This is a genomic window from Prescottella equi, from assembly GCF_002094305.1.
In the GTDB taxonomy this organism is placed as follows: Bacteria; Actinomycetota; Actinomycetes; order Mycobacteriales; family Mycobacteriaceae; genus Prescottella; species Prescottella equi.
The window spans coordinates 493,029-512,012 of record NZ_LWTX01000002.1; the positions used below are offsets into that span (position 1 = coordinate 493,029).

The window sequence follows — 18,984 nt, forward strand, 5'->3', positions numbered from 1 at the left end:
CGCAACTCGCCCGGACGAAGCTGTGACGGCCGTATCCGATCTGTCCGTGACGTACGCCGACGGTCGTGTCGCGCTCCGCTCGGTGTCCCTCACCGTCGATCCGGGAGAAACGGTCGCCGTCATCGGCGAGAGCGGCTGCGGCAAGAGCACACTGATCAAGGCCCTGCTCGGAATGCTGCCACCGGGGGCGTCTGTGGAGGGCACCATCCGGGTCGACGGATGCAACGTGACCACGGCGTCGGAGGCGCAGTTGCGCGAGATCCGCGGCAGCCGAGTGGGATATGTCGCGCAGGACGCCTACGGCGGCCTCGATCCGCTCATGCGAATCGGCGCGAACATCGAGGAGGCGTGGCGGGCGAAGTCGCGCCCGGTCCCGCACGAGGCCGCGGCGCAGCGGCTCACAGCACTCGGCATCACGGACAGCGTTCGGCGTGTGCAGGATTGGCCCCACACCTGGTCCGGCGGCATGCAGCAGCGCGCGGGCATTGCCGCGGCGACGGCGCTCCAACCGGCGCTGGTGGTGGCCGACGAGCCCACGTCCGCGTTGGACTCGGGTACCGCCGAGACCGTGCTGACCCGACTGGTGGCGCAGTCCCGGAGTCTGCTGATCGTCAGCCACGACCTGCCGCTCGTGGCCAGGTTCGCCGACCGCATCTACGTCCTGAAGGGTGGCGAGGTCGTGGAACACGGTGACGCCGAACAGATCCTCGCGACGACTCGGGATCCTTACACACGCGCGCTGATCCATGCCCACGATCCCCTCGTCGACACGCAGGGCGTGGAACCTCCCGGTGAGGTTGTCCTGGACGTCGCTGCCGTCAGCCACACGTACGGCACCCGTCAGGTGGTGCCGACGACTTCCCTCCAGGTGCGGCGCGGGGAGATCGTCGGCATCCGCGGGCCTTCAGGATCGGGCAAGAGCACCCTGCTTCGGATCCTCGCCGGCCTGGAGAAGGCCGGGAGCGGCACCGTCTCGTGGTCGGGTGCCCCCGCCCCCGCACCCGCGTCGGTCCAACTGGTGTTCCAGGATGCGGTGGGCAGCCTCGATCCACGTTGGCCCATCTGGAAGTCGGTCGTCGAACCGGCGCGGTTGCGGGGCAGGCAGGGCCGTACTGCCGCCGCATCGGCGCTGCGTCGCCTCGGCCTCGAAGCGGTCCCCCTTCAAGCTCGGCCTGCCGCCCTGTCCGGCGGCCAGTGCCAACGGGTCGCACTCGCCCGGGCCCTCGTCTCCGGCGCCGAGTTGGTGGTGGCCGACGAGCCCACCGCCGCCCTCGATCCGACGGTGGGACGACAGGTCCTCGCGGCGCTCCGAGGTCTCGCCGACTCCGGCACCGCGGTCGTGATGGTCAGCCACGACGACCGCGCCCTGAACTCAGTGTGCGACCGCATCCTCACGATGGGTCAGTAGCGGGCGTACTCGGCGGGCGATCCTCTCCAGCAACGGTCCCCACTGGGCGGCGGTGAGATGAACGGGTTGGACATGACACAGCAGATCGGTGGCGAACTGCAGACAAGCGTCGCCGCGGAGTCCGTCGGCGATCGTCGCCGCCGAACCGTGATAGATGTGGTTGCGGTCGAGATAGTCCGCGGCGCTGTATCCCTCGGGGAAACGCCCGGTGCGGATCCCCCGTTCCACCCAGTCGGCCACCCCGTCCTCGATCAGCTCCCGCGCCGACGCGGTGTCGTCGGTGCAGACAACCGGACGTGACAGTCCGATGCGAGGATTCGCGGCGCTCCGGGTGTACTCGTCGAGCATCCGCGCCGAGAGCGCGTCGTCGGGCCCCTGCGGCGACGAGCTTCGACCGGACAGCACTCCAGCCCCCAGTCGTGCAGCCAACTCCATTCCTGAGCGCGAAGCCGTGCCGAGCCAGATCCGGTCCCGCAGCCCGCGCTCGTCGGGGAAGATCCGTCCGCCCTCGATCAGCTCGATCATCGTCTCGACCGTGCGCCTGAGATCGGCGCGGCGTGTGTCGTGCTCCCTGCCGAAACGACGGGCGGCCTCCGGGTCGGCGCCCGCGCCGAGTCCCAGCTCGAGGCGCCCGCCGCTGAGCGCGTCCACCGTTGCGGCGTCCTCGGCGAGCCGAATCGGATCCTCCAGCGAGGCGACTACGACTGCGGTGCCCAACCGGATGCGTTCGGTGCGCTCCGCGACCGCGGCGAGCAGTACGAGCGGTGAAGGCGAGTGTCCGCGTTGAAATCCGAAGTGGTGCTGGGCTATCCAGAACGATTCGAACCCCAGATCCTCTGCGAGGCAGGCCAGTTCGATGGTATCCCGCATTTCCTCCCGCGAGCCGCGAGCACCCGCGCAATGGCTGATCACGCCGATTCGAGTCATCCGAATTCCTTCCCCAGACGGTGGGTCACGCCACGCGCGAGGCGTAGCCGAGGTTCGCGAGGACCTCGCTGGTCGCGCGCGCGAAGTTGAGTGTGATGAAGTGCAGGCACGGGGCGCCCTCGGCGATGAGGCGCTCGGCCATCTGAGTGGCTACCTCGATGCCGATCTCGCGGACCGCGGCCCGGTTCTCCTCGGGTCCGTCACCGGCGGCGCGGGTGAGGCGTTCATCGAGGGCCGGCGGCAGGCTCGAACCGGACAGTTCCAGACTGCGCCGGGCCGAACGCAGCGACGTGATCGGCATGAGCTCGGGGATGATCGGCTTCTCGGCCTGCTCGGGGTCGTACGCCGCGACCCGGTCGCGCAGCCGCAGGTAGTCCTCGACGTCGAAGAACATCTGGGTGATCGAGTACTCGGCGCCGGCCCGCAGCTTCTGCACGAGGTACTCGGTGTCGTGTTCGAGGTCCGGGGCACGGTAGTGGCCCTCCGGGAAGGACGCGACACCGACGTGGAAGTCGCCCATGTCGCGTACGAGACGCACGAGCTCCTCTGCGTACTCGACGCCGTCCGGATGCTTGACCCACTCCCCCAACGGATCTCCGGGCGGATCCCCGCGCAGCACCAGGACATTGCTGACGCCACGGTCGGCGTACGCCCCGCACATCGCGCGCAGTTCGTCGACGCTGTGTCCGACGGCCGTCATGTGCGCAACCGGCAGGAGGGTGGTGTTCTCGGCCAACTCGCCAGTGACCCGAACCGTGCGGTCCCGCGTCGAACCGCCGGCCCCGTACGTCATCGACACGAAAGCAGGATCCATACGCTCGAAGGCACGGACGGCCCGCCACAACCGCGCCTCCGCGGCCTCGTCGCGGGGCGGCGAGAACTCGACGGAGAAGGGAATCCGGCCGGCATCGGGTGCGCCGATACGGTCCACGATCGAAGGTGTCCGACTCTCGAGCGTGTCACGCTGACGCGACAACTCACCCGCCGTCGCGGTGGCGACCTCGGGGTCCAGTCCGGCGAAGGACGCGCTGCTCTGATTGGTATTCATCGTGATTCGTGGGTCTTTCCGGTCGGTCCGAGAGGCCGCCCACGGCTGCACTCACCCACGAAGCCCCTGAATCGAGCGCTCTGACGCGCATCGTGATGCCACGAGGGTACGCACACCCACTCCTCGAGGCGGCACACCGCCGGATGCGGCGCACCCGGCACAGTGGGCAGGTCTTCGGACTCGCAAGCGCCCACGTCGTCCGACGTGAACCTACTGGCCGTCGCTTCCCGGGCTCGTGACAACTGAGACCCAGTGCTGGTGACGGCGGTCGTTCCTGCTCACCGCTGCGGGACAGTCCCGGATTCCCACCGGGTTCCCTCTTCGTGCCTTGCAAGGCACTTCGACGCCGGCCAATAACCTTCGGGGCTCCTCACGGTCCTGGCGGCGAACCAACTGCATCGCCCAGTGTAGAAGCAACACCGACTGCTGATTACGGGTGGGCGGAGCGGGAGGCCGTCACGTCGTCCGTCCGCGCGAGTCCGCGCGAGACAACTGGATGCCGAGGCCCCCTGTGGAACTGGACGGACGGCACCCCGTCCAGACCCGGGGAGACGGTGGCGTGGACGTTGTAGACGTCACTCACGAGTTTCTCGGTGAGGACATCCACGGGCCTGCCTGCTGCGACGATCCGCCCCTCTTGCAGCACCACCAGCCGATCGCAGTAGATCGCGGCGAGGTTGAGGTCGTGCAACGCGATGTAGCTCGCCATGGGCAGCCCCGCGACAAGTTCCAGAATCTCGAGCTGGTGCTGGATGTCGAGATGGTTGGTCGGTTCGTCGAGCAGCAGATGTTCGGGTTCCTGCGCGAGCGCTCGGGCGATCTGCGCGCGCTGGCGTTCACCTCCGGAGAGCGTGTGCCACAGGCGACGCCGCTTCTCGAGCATGCCCGTGCCCGCCAGCGCCTTCTCGATCGCCGTGTCGTCGGCCATCGGATCGGATCCGAATACTCCGCGATGCGGTATCCGGCCGAGCCGGACCACGTCGAGCACCGTGACATCGACGTCGGTGTGGGCGTGTTGATCCACCATCGCAACTCGGCGGGCGATGCTGCGGCGGCGCACGGTTCGGATGTCCGCGTCGTCGAGCGTGACCGTGCCGGCATCGGGTGTCGCGATACCCGCGAGGAGGCGCAGGAGCGACGACTTGCCCGATCCGTTGGGGCCGAGGAGCCCGACGGTCTCTCCGGGTTCCGCGACGACGGTGACACCGTCCAGCACGAGATTGCCGCCACGGTTCCAGCCGACGTCTCTCGCGGACAGAGTCATTCGGTTCTCCTCATCCGGAACAGGATCAACGCGAAGGCCGGAACGCCGATCAGTGCGGTCACCACGCCGACCGGAATCTCCTGCGGCGCGAACAGTGTGCGGGCAATCGCATCCACCCACACCATGAAGATCGCACCGATCAGCGCCGTCGCCGGCAGGAGCCGACTGTGCCTGGGGCCTACCAGGAATCGTGCTGCATGCGGGAGGACGAGCCCGACGAACCCGATCGCGCCGGCCGCGCTCACCAACGCCGCCGTGATCAACGCCGTGACGGTCAGCAGCAGTACGCGAACGCGACGTACCGAGATGCCCAGTGTCGCCGCGGAGTCGTTCCCGAAGGTGAACGCATCCAGCGCGGGCGCGTGGAACAGACACACGACGATGCCGACCAGACACGCCGCCGAACACAGCAGCACGTCCGTCCAACCGACACCGCTGAGCGAACCCAGTAGCCAGAACAGCACGCCGCGGGTCTGTTCGGCATCGGCCGACGAGATGACGATGAACGACGTCAGGGCCGAGAAGAGCTGCGTTCCGGCCACGCCCGCCAGCACGACACGCGCGGTACCGCCGCCGGCTCCTGCCGCCAGCAACATCACGAGCGCGAACGACACGACCGCGCCGAGGAAGGCACCCGCCGACAGCGAGACGATGCCGCCGCCGATACCGAGGACCACCACCGACACCGCGCCGGTCGAGGCGCCCGAGGAGATGCCGAGCACGAACGGGTCTGCGAGCGGATTGCGCAGCAACGACTGCATGATCGCCCCGCACAGCGCGAGGCCTGCACCGCACACCGCGGCCAACACCGTGCGCGGAAGCCGCAGTTCCCACACGATGCCGTCCTTGATCCGGCTCAGCCCCGACTCGCCGATCCCCCAGTGCTCGAACACGACGGCATACACGTCACGCACGGAGAGCTCGGCCGGGCCCAGCGTGATTGCGAGGGCGATCGACAGCGCCAACACCACCGTCCCGGCGCCGTACACGGCGCCGAGGAGTGGACGGGATTCGAGCCGGGCCGTCCGGGCGCTCAATTGGTCAGACCCCAACCGCGTAGCGCGGTCGAGACCTTCTCGATGCCGTCGATCGTGCGGATCGACGGGTTCATGTCGGCTCCGTTGACCACGATGTACCGCTTGTCGCGCACCGCATCGGTGTTCCGGGTGACAGGGTTCGATTCGAGGAACGCGACCTTGCTGTCGAGGGCGTCGCCATCGATGCTGCGTCGGCTCAGGTCACCGAGTACCAGCGCCGTCGGATTGCGGTCTGCGACCGACTCCCAACTCACCTGCGGCCATTCGTCGGTCGTGTCGGCGAAGACGTTGGTCGCCCCGACCGCGCCGGAGATGATACCCGACGATCCGCAGCACCCCGCCACGTACGGCGTCTTGGTGCCGGCGAACCAGAACGCGAGCGAGACACCCGATGCCTTCACATCGGCAGCTGCCTCGTCGAAGCGCTGCTGCAACTCCGCTACGAAAGCCTCGCCACGCTCTCGGACGTCGAAGATCGCGGCCAGGTCCAGGATTTCCTGATAGACCGACTCGATCCGCAACGGTTCGGTGCGGGCGCCGTCCGCGTTGGACGCCGACGATGCGACGCCGCCGCAGCCGTTGTCGGTGGGCGAGAGATATGTAGGGACGCCGAGAGTCTCGAACCGATCGCGTCCCGCGTCGCCGCCGTCGGCGAACGTCGAGGCGAAGGATGCCGAGACGAAGTCGGGTTCGGCATCGAGCACGACCTCGAGTGACGGCTTGTTGTCGGCCAGACGCGGGACCTTCGCATTGTCGGCGGCGAGGTTCTCGCGGACGGGATCGGTCCAGGTGGCGGTGCCGACCATCCGGTCGGCGAGGCCGAGTGACAGCAGGATCTCGGTGGAACCCTGGTTGAGGGACACCACGCGTTTCGGGGGCTCATCGATCGTCACCTCGCGGCCGCAGTTCTCGAGCGTCAACGGGAAAGTGGACGCCGTCGACCCCGATTCGGTGGACGCGATGCTGTCGGTGGGCGAGGAACAACCGGCGAGGACAATCGTCCCGACGGAGGCGAGGGCGGCGCCGATGCACCGAACGGTGGAAGGCATGAAGGAACGAAACTCCTAGCTCGAGGCTCGCATTCGCGCGAACCGAGAAGACACGGGAACTCGCGGCCTCGTCAGACGACGCCGTAGACGACGTAGTCGTCGAAGAGTTGCCACACGGTGCCGGACTCGGTGAACCCGGCCTGGCGAAGCGCAGCCAACTGGAACTCCACGGTGGTCGGTGGCGACGCGTCTCTCCCGCTGAAGCGACGGGTCCGCTCGTCCTGCAAGCGGGAGATGTGCGGATGAGCCGCCAGCAGGCTCCACCAGGCATCCCACTCGTCGGCGCCCTCGGTGAAACTGCGCTGCTGTGTTGCACTGTCGTGCCGCGTCGACCAGGAGGCGACGTGCCGCGTGCGCTCGTCGAAGCGGAAGTGGTCGCCGTTGAGCAGGACGCCGCCCGGGTCCAGGAGGGATCTGACCTGTCCGTACACGTCGACCAGTTCGGAGGGCGCGAGCCAGTGCAGGGCGGTCGTCGAGACCACCGCCTGGGGACGATATCCGAGTTGGTCGGTGATCCGGGCAGTCCACTGCGGATCGCAGAGGTCTGCGTCGACGAACATGACACGGTCGCCGTGCGCGGCAAGGTGTTCGCGTGCAAGCGCGAGCAGCATCGGGTCGTAGTCGAGGGCCACGACACGGGCGTCCGGGAATCGCGACAGAATCCGCGAACCGAGAGAGCTTGGGCCGCAGGCCAGGTCGACCACCGCGAAGGCCGTTCCGACGGCGAGCTCCAGGGCGTCGAGAATCGCCTCGAACCTGCCCTCGCGATGCGAGATGTAGGCAGCTTGTTGGCGATCCCAACGCTCGACCAGTTCGGTGTGGTTCATCGGGCCACGCCCAGGTCACGAAGCCCCGCGGCGAGCTGCTCGACCCCCTGGATATTCCTGATCGAAGGATCCATCGCGGTGCCGTCGATGACGATGTAGCGCTTGTCGCGGACGGCGGTCAATCTACTTGCTACCGGATCGGATTCGAGGAAGCGAATCTTCTCCTCGGCGCTGTCACCGTCGCCACCCCGGCCCAGATCTGCGAGCACGAGCACGGTCGGGTCTCGGTCGAGCACACTCTCCCAACCGATTTCGGGCCACAACTGGCGATTGTCGGCAAACGCATTCTGCGCGCCGATCTCCCTGGTCATGATCCCGGGCGCACCACAGCAGCCGGCGATGTACGGGGTCTTGGTGCCGGCATACCACCAGGCCAACGTCACATCCGACGCGTCGAGCCCGCCGGCCGCGGTCTGCGCACGGCCTCTCAGCTCGCCGATCAGATCGTCACCACGGTCCTGCACGTCGAAGACGGTCGAGACCTCTTCGATCTCCTCGTACAGATCGTCGAGGGTCAGCTCGGCCGCCTGGACCGCATCCTGGCCGCCGCATTCGCTCGGGGACTGATAGGTCGCGATACCCATATCGGTGAACCGCTTCCGGTCGGCAATCCCCTCACCGGTGAAGGTGTAGTCGAACGTGCTGTAGACGAAATCGGGCTCACGGTCGAGAACTGCTTCGAACGACGGGAACTCGACGTCGAATCTGTGCACACGCGACGCTGCCTGCTCCAGTTCGGGAAGCACTGAATCGTCGCTGTATGCGAGACCCGCCATCCGATCCTCGAGCCCCAGGCTGAGCAGCAACTCCACAGCCGGTTGATTAACAGCGATCGCCCGCTGGATCGGCTCCTCGACGGCCACCGTCGTCTCACAGTTGGTCAGACTCACGGGCGCCGGCGTCGAGTCTCTCGCCTCGACCGCGGACCCGCTGCATCCCGTGGCGCCGAACACGGCTAGTATCGCCGTCGCTCCGGCGATTGTCCGGACACTCTTGTGCATCACACATCAAGCTTCCTGCGGACGCTGCACGCGAGCGGCCCGCACGGTCATGCCGGGAACGAAAACGTCTCCCAGCCCAGCAGGTCGTCGGACTCGAGGCGATGCAGCCCCATACCGTTGCGCGTCAGTTCCGGATTCGCACCGGATTCCACCTGATCCCGATTGTCGGAATTGCCTGGTACCGCGAAATCTAGCAGCACATTTCGGAAGGCAGGAAATCGGGTCGCAGCAGGTACTGGTTGCCAGGAACGCGCCGAGCCGCGAAAGACGCCTCGAGGCCTGTACCGGATGACGGTGCAGGCCCCGAGGCGTCGAAAGTGTTGCGAGACTAGCCCTCGCCGCGGCGTCCGACGGTGATGCCGAAGGCCAGGACCGCGCCAAGCAGCGCGGCGCCGGCGGCGACCATGAAGGCCACGAAGAACCCGTCCGAGCTGTAGACGGGGCCGGCGGGGCCGACCGTCATGACGTGCTGCGCCAACAGCGCGAAGCCCACCGAGGACAGCATGCCGCCGAACATCGACTGCGACAGACCGGTGAAGTTGGCGCCGATCGCGCGCTGGTCCTCGGGCAGCGCCATCATCACCAGGTTCGGGATCGCGGCGTAGATCATCGAACCGAAGCCGATGAGACCGTACGCGCACACGACCTGCCACGCCTGGTCCGGCGTCGTCGCCAGCCAGGTGGCACCCAGCGCGATGAGGACGGCGCCGAGAACGAGGTGCTGACGGAAGCCGATGCGCTTCGCCGTCGCTCCGACGAAGACGCCACCGAGGACGATCAGGCAACCGCCGGGCAGCATCCACAGCGCCATGTCGGTGACCGTGAGTCCGAAGCCGTAGTCGGCCGCTTCCTTCGGGGTCTGCAGCAGCATCGGAATGAGCGTCGCGGTGAGCGTCGTCGCGCCGTAGGCGATGCCGCCGGCGAGCAGCGTGATGCCGACCTTGCGGCTGGCGAGCACGTCGATGCTGATGAGCGGTTCGGGCACGCGGCGCTCCCAGACGACCCAGGCGACCGCGAAGACGACGGTGACGGCGAGCGTGCCGACGGTCTTTCCGCTCAGCCAGCCCCAACCGGCGCCCAGGGACAGCGCGAGCATGACGGTGAACAGCGCGACGGTGAGCAGGAAGGCGCCGAGCCAGTCGACGGAAACCTTGGCACGCACCGGAGTTTCGGGGACGAAGAACAGCGTCAGCAGTCCGCCCACGGCGCACAGCCCGAAGGAGAACCAGAACACCGACGAGACACCGGAGTGGTCGAGCATGTAGCCCGAGATCAGTGGCGCGACGACGGTGACGACACCGACGCCGGTGTTCGCTATGGAGATCGACATGGCCTGCAGGCGAGCCGGGAACACGTCGCGGATCAGCGAGTAACCGAGCGCGGTGAAGGCGAAGCCGACACCGGACAGGAAGCGGCCGACCAGCAGGATCGGGAACGTCGGCGCAACCGCCGAGATGAGCGCACCGAGGCTCGCGATCGCGGCGGTGACCACGAGAATGCGCTTCTTGCCGTAGACGTCGGCGAGCTTCCCGAGAATCGGCGACGCGATGGCCGCCGCCAGAACCAGCGCCGTCATCACCCAGACCACCTGCGTGGTCTTGTACTCCGCAGCGATCTTCGGGAGCGCGGGAGTGAAGAGGGCGAAGGCAAGCGCCGCCTGCTCGGTGAGCAGAACGAGGATCAGCAGGACACGGATCCAGTACCCGGTCGAGCCGCCGGCACCGCCGGGGCCCCGCACGGGGGCTGCGTCGCCCTGAGAGACGGAGACTGCCATTTCTACCTACACATTCCGGTCTGGGTTCCAACAGTGACCGGACGCACATTAGGAGGTGAGACGGGACTCACCTTCATCGCTTCCCGATGAACGGGAAGGTGGCATGGATCGGCGGACGCACCCCCGCCGCCGACGCGCCGTCTTCGACCAATTCGATTGCTGCTTCGTCACTTTCGCGGAGCACCGGGCCCCGCTCAGGCAAGGGCGGCGAACACCTCCGCCCAGTTGCCCCCGGCTACCTCCATCGCATTTGCGATCTCGCGGAGGATGTCGCGTGCGATCTGCTCACGCGTGGACCCGTCGTCGGGATCCTCCGTTCCCTTGATCGCCCTGATGCCCTCCCCCGCCGCGGTGAATTGCTCCTTCCACTGCCCGGCGGACGACAGAAGGAATCTCAGGTGGTACGGGAAGCTGAAGTCGGGCATCGGTATCCCGGATTCCGCGACACGCTCGAGCGAGGTGACGATCGACCGCAGGCGCGCGGACTCGAAGGTGCACGACTCGGGCTCCGCCAATTCGGAGGAGCCGACGGATCCGTCGACCAGACCCTGCCAGTACTCACGATCGTGGAGACCGTCTCGCTGCTCCATGTGGGTCTCCGCGAACACCGACATGAGTCCGCTGTCGCTGATGAGCGGGGACAGGACCAGATCCTCGCTGTAGTCGTAACCGAAGAAGTACCGTGTGCCGTCGACCTCGATGGACTCGATTCCGCCGATGTGGCGGTAATCCCGCAGCAGCGGCACGGGAATGTCCGGCGCCGCGTCGGCACCGTCGGGTACTCCACTCTCGCCGCATCCGTGGGATCTCATCGCCGTTCCTTTCATCCACGATTCCGACCTTGTTGCCCGCAGTCGATCGAGTGTACGAATCGGCGCTCCGGGGGGAGCCCACGGGAGCGCAGCCCGGACGCATGCCGTCCGAGAGGCGACCGCACGCATCCGGGCCTTTCCGGGTAGGCAGAGCGCTCTGCCGCGCAAGTGTCCGTGGTGCGGATATCGTTCGCGAGGTACCTGCGACGACGGGAGACGCGCGTGTGTGGACGGTATGCCTCGACCACGACCGACAAGGAACTGCGCTCGCTGTTCGATGTGGCCGGGTCGGTGGGCCCCGAAGTGCCGCCGTCGTACAACGTCGCCCCCACCCGACAGGTTCGCGTCGTGCTCGAACGCGCGCCCCGCAGGGAGCCGCGAGCAGGCGCCGAGCGGCAGCTCAGGACCGCCAAGTGGGGTCTGGTACCGGCGTGGTCGAAGGACCCGAAGATCGGCTCCCGGTTGATCAACGCCCGCTCGGAGACGATCACCGAGAAGCCCAGCTTCCGATCGGCCGCCGCGAAGCGCCGCTGCATCATCCCGGCGGACGGATACTTCGAATGGATGAAAGACGCCGAAGGAAAGAAGATTCCGTACTTCCTCCACGGCGACGACCCGGTCCTCGCGATGGCCGGCCTCTACGAGCTGTGGCCGGACCCGTCCAAGGCCGAGGACGATCCAGACCGCTGGCTGTGGACCACCACCGTGCTCACCACACAGGCGACGGATGCGACCGGACACATCCATGACCGCTCCCCTGTCATCCTGCCCGCGTCGTTCTGGGAGCACTGGCTCGACCCCTCGATCACCGACCGCGACGAAGTGCAGGCGATGGTCAACTCCATCCCCGAACCGCATCTGCAGCCCTACCAAGTGAGCACGGCGGTCAACAACGTCGAGAACGACCGTCCGGAGCTGCTGAACCCGGTCGGCGAGGACGAGAAGTAGAGCGGCGCCGGACCGCTCCGGGCCTCATGGCATCGGGATCCGGTGCATCACCGAAATGAATCGACGGGGCGGCTGGAGCGACGCGGCTCACGCTGATACAGTTCGCACCACTTGATTGAACGCTTGCTCAATCAGACTGGAATGCGAGCACCCTGGAGGTTCAGAACGTCATGACGACGACAGACGCAAGCTCCCCCATCGCAGTCATCGACCGTGTCGCAGTCCTGCTGGACGCATTCCGGGAAGCCGAGCGGTTGACCCTGTCGGAGCTCTCGCGGCGCACCGGGTTTCCCCGGTCGTCGACGCACCGCATGCTGCTGCAACTGGTTCGGATCGGATGGATCCGCCGACACGGGCACGCCTACGAACTCGGCATGAAGATGCTCGAGCTCGGCTCCCTCGCGCAGCACCACGATCGTGTGCACCAGGCGGCCCTGCCGGTGATGCACGAACTGCACAACGCCACCGGACTCGTCGTCCACCTCGCGGTGCTCGACGGCCCCGACGTGCTGTACCTCGAGAAGATCGGCGGCCGTTTCACGCTGTCGGTCCCGTCGCGCGTCGGTGGGCGCCAGCCCGCCCACCGCACCGCGATCGGCAAGGCGCTGCTCGCAAGCTCGCGGATCGATGCCGAGTCGGTCATGCCGCATCCGGTGGTAGGCCCCACACCGAACTCCATCGGCGATGCGGCGCGACTGCGCGTGGAGCTCGCACGAATCCGTGAGCAGAGCATCGCGCACGATCGGGACGAGACCACCGTCGGCGTCTCCTGCGTGGCAGCGGCGATCGGCGACGGCAAGAACACCGTCGGCGCGGTCTCGGTGTGCGGCCCCACCAAGAGCATGAACAGCTCGGCCCTGGTGGCACCGGTCCGCATGGCCGCGCTCGCGACGTGGCGGCACATGACGAGCAGCCGCACCCTGCGCCCCATCCCTGCCTGACACTCCCCCACACGACGGAGGGGTGGTTCCGCCGGTCGGCGGAACCACCCCTTCGTCGTTGCCCGCACCCGCGAAAACAACTGTGCCCCTGCCCGATGATCGGCAGGGGCACAGTCGGTGCCGTCGGCGGACTAGACGTCGGCAACCAGCTCGACTGGCTTGACGCCGTTCGCCACGTTGTCCGCGACGACGTCACGCCAGTTCTGCTGAGCGCGGGTCGTGTCGACCTCGAACTCGAAGCGCTTGGTCATGTCCTCCGTGACGTCTGCGACGTCCACGTAGAACTGCTGGTACCAGCGACGCAACTGGTAGACCGGGCCGTCTTCCTCGGTCAGCAGCGGGTTCTCGATCCGGCTCTTGTGGTTCCAGATCGCGATGTCCTGCTTGAACTGGTGCTCGACGCCCTCGGTGAACTGCTCCGCCATCGCCTTGGCGTCCTCGTCCGACAACCCCTCGGTCCGCTTGACGATGGTGCCCCACTGCAGGATGAACGAGTTGTTCGTGATCGGGTAGTGGCAGTTCGCCAGCTTCGTCTCGACCTTGATGTCGCCGGCAACCGTGTAGACGGTGTCGAGCATGAAGGACGGGCCGAAGTACGAAGCGTCCGAAATGGTTTCCGCCTCGGCCATCCCGAGCTGGACACCGGTCTGGATGTCGTCACGCCCACCCGACCGCATCACCTGGGTCGCGACGTGGCCCTCGAAGACGTTCTTGAAGTAGGTCGGGATCTGGAAGTGCACGTAGAAGAAGTGCGCCATGTCCACCACGTTGTCGACGATCTCGCGGCAGTGCGAGCCCTCGACGACGTAGGTGTTCCAGCTCCAGTCGCTCCAGCCACCCTCGTCGTAGCCCTCGATCTGCGGGATCGTGACTTCGGCCGGCGGCGGGTTGCCCTCCGGGTCGTTGTAGACGAAGAAGAGACCGTTGCGCTCGAGCTTGACCCACGCCTTGGTCTTGGCGACCGGAGGAACACGACGCGCGTAGGGGATGTCGGTGCACTTGCCCTTGCCGTTCCAGCGCCAGTCGTGGAACGGGCAGGCGATGGTGTCACCCTTGATCTCGCCCATCGCGAGGTTGCCACCCATGTGACGGCAGAACGCGTCGAGCACCTGCAGCTCGCCCTTGCTGTCCTCGAACACCACCAGGTCGGTGCCGAAGATCTTGACCTGGTGCGGCTTTCCGTCACGGAAGTCCTGCGCGCGGCCGATGCAGTGCCAGCCGCGAGCGAAGCGGTCGGGATTGCTGCCCGCCACGATCTCCCGGACCTCGACGTCGTCGGAAATCTCGGTCATCTTGCCTCCTTCGAAGAAGTGAACGCTTCCCGCCCATGTGCGAGCAGCGTCGAAAAATACGGAACCGCAGAGAATCTGGTTCCGGCGCTTTACGAGTACGGACGGACTTCCGCCGTGGACCCCGAGACCGGGACGGTCCGGTACGACTCGCCCAGACGCCCCTCGGCGACCGCCTCGTCGATGCTCTCGGTCAACGCACCGCACGTGCGCATGTACATGCTGTGCGTTCCGTTCGCCGCGGCGTCACGGAACTCGGCGCACGCCGTCTCCGCATCCTCGAGCCACTGGGTGCTGGTGTGCGTCGAGCTGTACTTCTCGACGAGTACGCGGTTGCCGCACGCTCCGCATTCGACCGGCTGCATTGCGCGATCCTTCCGTTGGAACTGTATTGGTCCACCGTACGAGCAGTGGGCTTGCTCGTTGCTGTCGATTTCCGTTGAGCGGTAAAGAATTCGGTGCTCCACTACCTCAGGAAAGCCTGCCCTCCGTCGACCGGCAGCGAATGCCCCGTTATGTAGCGGGCGGCCGGGCTGCACAGGAACACCACGGCCGGCCCGATGTCCGACTCGGCGTCACCCAGACGACCGAGCGGCACGCTCCGCAGATACTCCCCGTACGCCTCCGGATTCAGCTCTGCCCACTCGTCCATCAACGGGGTCGACGCCAGCGGGAGCACCGCGTTGACTCGGATCCCGTCGCTGCCCCACTCGCACGCGGCGGTGCGTGTGAGCACCCGCACCGCTTCCTTCGCGGCAGCGTAGGCACCGGTGCCGGTCGGATCCCATTTCAGCCCGGCGGCGGAGCCGAGGTTGACGATCGAACCGCGACCCTTCAGATGCGGGTGGCACACGCGCATCAGCCGCAGCGTCGCCAGCGGACCCGAGTTCATGCTGCCGTGGTAGTCGTCTTCGCTGACATCCAGGAGCATGCCGTGAGCCGGGGTCTGCGCGTTGTTCACCAGGATCGACAGGCCGCCGTATCGGTCGACCACATCCGCGACCACGGCGTCGATGCGTTCCGCGTCCGTCACGTCACACTGCAGTGCGACGGCGTCACCGCCGCGACGGACGATCTCGTCGGCGGTGTCGACGACCTTCGACAGCGTGCGCCCGACGACCGCGACGCGCGCGCCCTCGGCGGCCAGCGCCAGGGCGATTCCACGTCCGATCCCCTGACCGGCACCCGTCACCAACGCGACGTCGCCCTCGAGTACACCCATCAACTGCTCCCACTTCCGATCTCGGCCACAACTGCCGACCATTGTGATCCAAGACACGAGATTGAGCAAGCGATCAATCAATGTAGGATTGCCTGGCCAGGTTGGTCGGGGGCGGTGCGGTCGCAGGTAGCATGAGGCGCCTCGACCGGCAACCGATCGACCCAGGTACAGGGGGAACAACCGCGATGGATCCGCAGGAACGTCGGCGCCAGATACTCGACCGTTCCGGCGAGATCTTCGCGACCAAGGGCATCTCCGCCACGACGGTGCGGGAGATAGCGGACGCCTGCGGCGTCTACTCGGGCACGCTCTACCACTACTTCCCGTCGAAGGAAGCCATCGTCACCGAGATCATCCGGGTGTACGTCGACGAACTCTACGAACGCTGCTCCCAGGTGATCGCCGAGAACCTTCCCCCGATCGAACGCCTCGAGGCCCTCGTACTGGTGGCGATCGACGCCGCCGAACGTCATCGCCACGCCACCGCGATCTGGCAGGTCGAGACGGACTACATGCGCGACAAGATGCTCGAGGCCAGCCTGGACGACAAGGGCGACTTCGCGGCAGGTTTATGGATGCAGTGCATCACCGAGGCCCAGGCGGACGGCGAACTCCGCTCGGATGTCGATGCCGCGACCTTCTACCAACTGATGCGGGACTCGGTGTGGCTCACCAGTCGGTGGTTCCGCGCGTCGCCGCAGAAGTCCAATGCCGACTTCGCCCGCGAGATCACGTCGATCTACATCGACGGACTCCGCGTGCGCTGAGGGCAGCACACGACGAAGGGCGGGACAGGTTTTCACCTGTCCCGCCCTTGTCGTTGTCTCGGCGTCAGCTGACCACGAGATCCAGTTCGTCGTCGGTGACCTTGACCGTGATCCGCCCACCGGCGTCGAGGACGTCGTCGAGCAGCAGATCGGCGATTCGGTCGTCGACCTCACGGGCGATGGTCCGGCGCAGCGGCCGTGCCCCGAACTCGGGCTGGTGCCCGTGCTCGGCGATCCAGTCCACCGCATCGGGAGTGAACTCGATGTCGATGTCCTGAGCCCGCAGGCGATCCCGGCTCTCGCCCAGCAGCAGATCGGTGATCCGGTGCAGCTGCTCGGCCTCGAGCTTGCGGAAGATCACGATCTCGTCGATCCGGTTGAGGAACTCCGGCCGGAACGACTCCCGCAGGCGGCCCATCACCCGATCGCGCAGGGGCTTCTCGGTCGCCGCGGCGTCACCGGTGGTGAAGCCCAGCGCCCCGCCCTTGCTCGAGATGATGTCCGAGCCGAGGTTGCTCGTCATGATCAGGACGGTGTTCTTGAAGTCCACCGTGCGGCCCTGGCCGTCGGTGAGCCGTCCGTCGTCGAGCACCTGGAGCAGCACGTTGAACACATCCGGGTGGGCCTTCTCGATCTCGTCGAGCAGGATCACCGAGTACGGGTGACGTCGCACCTGCTCGGTGAGCTGACCGGCCTCGCCGTAGCCGACGTAACCCGGAGGCGCCCCGACCAGTCGGCTCGCGGTGTGCCGCTCGCCGAACTCGCTCATGTCGAGCCGCAGCATCTTGCTCTCGTCACCGAACAGCGACTGCGCCAACGCCTTCGCCAGTTCCGTCTTGCCGACGCCCGTCGGACCGAGGAACAGGAAGCTACCGACCGGACGACGGGGATCACCCATGCCGGTCCGGCTGCGTCGCACCGCTCGTGCGATCGCCTTCACCGCATCCTCCTGGCCGACGACCCGCTGATGCAGTTCGTCCTCCAGTCGCCGCAGACGCTCCTTATCCTTCTGTGTCATCTGGCTGGCCGGGATTCCCGTGGACCGCGCGACGATCTCCGCGATGTCCTCGGCAGTCACCGACGGCGTCCCCACCGCGACGGGCTCACCTGCGCGAGTCTCGGAGAGTCGCTTCTCGGCTCCCGCGATCTCGTCGCGCAGCTGCGACGCGCGCTCGTAGTTCTCGGCGCTCACCGCATCTTCCTTGGCCTTCTCCAGTCGCGCGATCCGCTGCTGCAGCGCCTTGGCATCCGGATTGGATGCGCCGAGCTGCAGGCGCTTCCGCGCGCCGGCCTGGTCGAGCAGGTCGATCGCCTTGTCCGGCAGGTACCGGTCGGCGATGTACCGCGACGACAGTTCGACGGCAGCGGAGATCGCCTCGTCGGTGTAGCTGACGCGGTGATGCTCCTCGTACCGCTCGCGCAGCCCGCTCAGGATCGCCTTGGCGTCGTCCTGGCTGGGCTCGTTCACGGTCACCGGCTGGAACCGCCGCTCGAGCGCGGGATCCTTCTCGATGTGCTTGCGGTACTCGTCGAGCGTGGTTGCACCCACGATGCGCAGATCGCCGCGAGCCAGCTTGGGCTTGAGGATGTTTCCGGCATCCATGGCACCCTCGCCGCCGGCGCCCGCACCCACGATGGTGTGCAGCTCGTCGATGAACACGATCAGCCGGCCGTCCTGCGCGACGATCTCGTCGACCGCCTTGGTCAGCCGCTCCTCGAAGTCGCCGCGGTAGCGGGTTCCGGACAGCATGCCGGCCAGGTCCAGCTGGACGATCTTCTTGTCCGCCAGCACCTCCGGGACGTCTCCGTCGACGATGCGCTGCGCCAGACCCTCGACGACGGCGGTCTTGCCGACGCCGGCCTCACCGACCAGAACCGGGTTGTTCTTGGTCCGGCGCGCCAGGATCTCGATGGCCTGCTCGATCTCGTCGCTACGTCCGATGACCGGGTCGACGCCGCCGGAGCGGGCCCGCTCGGTCAGGTCGGTGCCGTACTTGTCGAGCGTCGGGGTGGCCGACTCCTGCTGCGGCTCCGCAGCACTCGCGTTCACCGCGGACTGCATCGACTCCGGCGTGACACCGGCGGACGCGAGGATGCGCCCGGTCGTCGAGTCCCCGTTGGAGACCAGCGACAGGAAGATGTGTTCGGGATCGATGTAGGTCGATCCGAGTGCGCGCGCGATCTGGTGTGCGTCGAGCAGCGTCCGACGTCCGGCGGCCGTGACCGTCGGAGAGATCGAGACGGCTTCGCGACCACGGGGCAGGTGCGCCTCCGCGTCCTTCGAGATCGCCTCCGGGTCCCCACCCACTCGCTTGACCATGTCGCGCACCGGGTCCTTGACCGCGGCCACGTGCAGGATGTGCAGTGCGTCCAGGCCCGTGTCACCGCGTCGGGCCGCGAACTGCGCAGCCTCGGCCATGAGCTGCTGCGTGTCGCTGCTCATGAGACGGGTGATATCGATGCGCCCGGGCCCCTCGGGCCCGAAGAATGCCGGCATTCGCAGCCTCCTCCAAAGTTGAGTCTTACTGACTCATGGAACATGCCTCCGCGAGATTCAATTCCCGACCGTCCAGGATCGTCGGCGCGGCGGGGACGCCGACCCACGCCGAGAGCCGTCGACAAGCCCGCGACCTGGGTGTTCGCCCGACCCGACGCGGCGAAGGTCCGGGG

General features: G+C 67.0%; 17 protein-coding genes and 2 riboswitches. Of the genes, 4 read left to right on the top strand and 13 right to left on the bottom strand.

The genetic code is table 11. The features are described 5' to 3' along the window. The first annotated feature begins 22 nt into the window (after nucleotides 1-22). On the top strand, nucleotides 23-1,408 hold the full coding sequence (locus A6I89_RS07950; RefSeq protein ID WP_022594284.1) for an ABC transporter ATP-binding protein: 1,386 nt from the start codon (nucleotides 23-25) through the stop codon (nucleotides 1,406-1,408). Here A6I89_RS07950 and A6I89_RS07955 read toward each other — a convergent pair. From A6I89_RS07955 to A6I89_RS07995, 9 genes are all read right to left on the bottom strand, one after another. Further along, nucleotides 1,373-2,335 carry an LLM class flavin-dependent oxidoreductase gene (locus tag A6I89_RS07955; RefSeq protein ID WP_022594283.1) on the bottom strand — a complete coding sequence of 321 codons (963 nt, stop codon included), beginning with the start codon at nucleotides 2,333-2,335 and terminating at the stop codon, nucleotides 1,373-1,375. The genes A6I89_RS07950 and A6I89_RS07955 overlap by 36 nt on opposite strands. A gap of 25 nt (nucleotides 2,336-2,360) precedes the next feature. Next, nucleotides 2,361-3,266, bottom strand: coding sequence for a methylenetetrahydrofolate reductase (locus A6I89_RS07960; RefSeq protein WP_232244917.1), 906 nt, complete (start codon nucleotides 3,264-3,266; stop codon nucleotides 2,361-2,363). A 265-nt stretch (nucleotides 3,267-3,531) separates the two neighbouring features. Beyond that, a riboswitch (cobalamin riboswitch) is annotated at nucleotides 3,532-3,740 on the bottom strand. 73 nt (nucleotides 3,741-3,813) lie between these two features. After that, the gene (locus A6I89_RS07965) at nucleotides 3,814-4,647 is read right to left on the bottom strand and encodes an ABC transporter ATP-binding protein (protein ID WP_022594281.1); all 834 of its coding nucleotides are present in this window, start codon (nucleotides 4,645-4,647) and stop codon (nucleotides 3,814-3,816) included. Continuing rightward, nucleotides 4,644-5,684 carry a FecCD family ABC transporter permease gene (locus tag A6I89_RS07970; protein WP_022594280.1) on the bottom strand — a complete coding sequence of 347 codons (1,041 nt, stop codon included), beginning with the start codon at nucleotides 5,682-5,684 and terminating at the stop codon, nucleotides 4,644-4,646. The genes A6I89_RS07965 and A6I89_RS07970 overlap by 4 nt, the downstream gene beginning before the upstream one ends. After that, nucleotides 5,681-6,733: an ABC transporter substrate-binding protein gene (locus tag A6I89_RS07975; RefSeq protein ID WP_022594279.1), complete on the bottom strand. Its 1,053-nt coding sequence runs from the start codon at nucleotides 6,731-6,733 to the stop codon at nucleotides 5,681-5,683. Before A6I89_RS07975 ends, A6I89_RS07970 begins: the two co-directional genes overlap by 4 nt. 71 nt (nucleotides 6,734-6,804) lie before the next feature. Beyond that, a complete protein-coding gene (locus A6I89_RS07980; RefSeq protein ID WP_022594278.1) occupies nucleotides 6,805-7,560 on the bottom strand; it encodes a class I SAM-dependent methyltransferase in 756 nt (251 codons plus the stop codon). Continuing rightward, nucleotides 7,557-8,450, bottom strand: a complete 894-nt coding sequence (locus A6I89_RS07985; RefSeq protein WP_232244688.1) for an ABC transporter substrate-binding protein — start codon at nucleotides 8,448-8,450, stop codon at nucleotides 7,557-7,559. The genes A6I89_RS07980 and A6I89_RS07985 overlap by 4 nt, the downstream gene beginning before the upstream one ends. A 172-nt stretch (nucleotides 8,451-8,622) precedes the next feature. Continuing rightward, nucleotides 8,623-8,755: riboswitch (cobalamin riboswitch) on the bottom strand. Between the two features lie 134 nt (nucleotides 8,756-8,889). Beyond that, a complete protein-coding gene (locus tag A6I89_RS07990; RefSeq protein WP_022594276.1) occupies nucleotides 8,890-10,335 on the bottom strand; it encodes an MFS transporter in 1,446 nt (481 codons plus the stop codon). Nucleotides 10,336-10,529: 194 nt separating this feature from the next. Next, nucleotides 10,530-11,147 (bottom strand): hypothetical protein, encoded by a 618-nt coding sequence (locus tag A6I89_RS07995; RefSeq protein ID WP_022594275.1) that lies wholly within the window; start codon nucleotides 11,145-11,147, stop codon nucleotides 10,530-10,532. Between the two features lie 222 nt (nucleotides 11,148-11,369). Between A6I89_RS07995 and A6I89_RS08000 the strand changes: the two genes are divergently transcribed. Together A6I89_RS08000 and A6I89_RS08005 are read left to right on the top strand one after the other, a co-directional pair. Continuing rightward, nucleotides 11,370-12,095, top strand: coding sequence for an SOS response-associated peptidase (locus A6I89_RS08000; RefSeq protein WP_022594273.1), 726 nt, complete (start codon nucleotides 11,370-11,372; stop codon nucleotides 12,093-12,095). A 170-nt stretch (nucleotides 12,096-12,265) separates the two neighbouring features. Further along, nucleotides 12,266-13,036, top strand: a complete 771-nt coding sequence (locus A6I89_RS08005) for an IclR family transcriptional regulator (protein ID WP_005515198.1) — start codon at nucleotides 12,266-12,268, stop codon at nucleotides 13,034-13,036. Nucleotides 13,037-13,167: 131 nt separating this feature from the next. Here A6I89_RS08005 and A6I89_RS08010 read toward each other — a convergent pair whose 3' ends face one another. The 3 genes from A6I89_RS08010 to A6I89_RS08020 form a co-directional block, all read right to left on the bottom strand. Beyond that, the gene (locus A6I89_RS08010; RefSeq protein WP_005515199.1) at nucleotides 13,168-14,328 is read right to left on the bottom strand and encodes a 3-ketosteroid-9-alpha-monooxygenase, oxygenase component; all 1,161 of its coding nucleotides are present in this window, start codon (nucleotides 14,326-14,328) and stop codon (nucleotides 13,168-13,170) included. Nucleotides 14,329-14,417: 89 nt separating this feature from the next. Next, nucleotides 14,418-14,690, bottom strand: coding sequence for a hypothetical protein (locus tag A6I89_RS08015; RefSeq protein WP_022594271.1), 273 nt, complete (start codon nucleotides 14,688-14,690; stop codon nucleotides 14,418-14,420). A 101-nt stretch (nucleotides 14,691-14,791) separates the two neighbouring features. Beyond that, nucleotides 14,792-15,547, bottom strand: a complete 756-nt coding sequence (locus A6I89_RS08020) for an SDR family NAD(P)-dependent oxidoreductase (protein ID WP_022594269.1) — start codon at nucleotides 15,545-15,547, stop codon at nucleotides 14,792-14,794. A 185-nt stretch (nucleotides 15,548-15,732) separates the two neighbouring features. Between A6I89_RS08020 and A6I89_RS08025 the strand changes: the two genes are divergently transcribed. Next, nucleotides 15,733-16,314 (top strand): TetR/AcrR family transcriptional regulator, encoded by a 582-nt coding sequence (locus A6I89_RS08025; RefSeq protein ID WP_005515203.1) that lies wholly within the window; start codon nucleotides 15,733-15,735, stop codon nucleotides 16,312-16,314. A 64-nt stretch (nucleotides 16,315-16,378) separates the two neighbouring features. Here the strand turns inward: A6I89_RS08025 and A6I89_RS08030 are convergent, their stop codons facing one another. Continuing rightward, on the bottom strand, nucleotides 16,379-18,811 hold the full coding sequence (locus tag A6I89_RS08030) for an ATP-dependent Clp protease ATP-binding subunit (protein WP_022594267.1): 2,433 nt from the start codon (nucleotides 18,809-18,811) through the stop codon (nucleotides 16,379-16,381). Nucleotides 18,812-18,984 lie beyond the last annotated feature (173 nt).

Coding starts and splice junctions, on each gene's coding strand:
- A6I89_RS07980 (WP_022594278.1), bottom strand. CDS start 7,560: ATGAACCACACCGAACTGGTCGAGCGTTGGGATCGCCAACAAGCTGCC.
- A6I89_RS08010 (WP_005515199.1), bottom strand. CDS start 14,328: ATGACCGAGATTTCCGACGACGTCGAGGTCCGGGAGATCGTGGCGGGC.
- A6I89_RS07955 (WP_022594283.1), bottom strand. CDS start 2,335: ATGACTCGAATCGGCGTGATCAGCCATTGCGCGGGTGCTCGCGGCTCG.
- A6I89_RS07990 (WP_022594276.1), bottom strand. CDS start 10,335: ATGGCAGTCTCCGTCTCTCAGGGCGACGCAGCCCCCGTGCGGGGCCCC.
- A6I89_RS08005 (WP_005515198.1), top strand. CDS start 12,266: ATGACGACGACAGACGCAAGCTCCCCCATCGCAGTCATCGACCGTGTC.
- A6I89_RS08020 (WP_022594269.1), bottom strand. CDS start 15,547: ATGGGTGTACTCGAGGGCGACGTCGCGTTGGTGACGGGTGCCGGTCAG.
- A6I89_RS08025 (WP_005515203.1), top strand. CDS start 15,733: ATGGATCCGCAGGAACGTCGGCGCCAGATACTCGACCGTTCCGGCGAG.
- A6I89_RS08030 (WP_022594267.1), bottom strand. CDS start 18,811: ATGCCGGCATTCTTCGGGCCCGAGGGGCCCGGGCGCATCGATATCACC.
- A6I89_RS07965 (WP_022594281.1), bottom strand. CDS start 4,647: ATGACTCTGTCCGCGAGAGACGTCGGCTGGAACCGTGGCGGCAATCTC.
- A6I89_RS08015 (WP_022594271.1), bottom strand. CDS start 14,690: ATGCAGCCGGTCGAATGCGGAGCGTGCGGCAACCGCGTACTCGTCGAG.
- A6I89_RS07995 (WP_022594275.1), bottom strand. CDS start 11,147: ATGAGATCCCACGGATGCGGCGAGAGTGGAGTACCCGACGGTGCCGAC.
- A6I89_RS07975 (WP_022594279.1), bottom strand. CDS start 6,733: ATGCCTTCCACCGTTCGGTGCATCGGCGCCGCCCTCGCCTCCGTCGGG.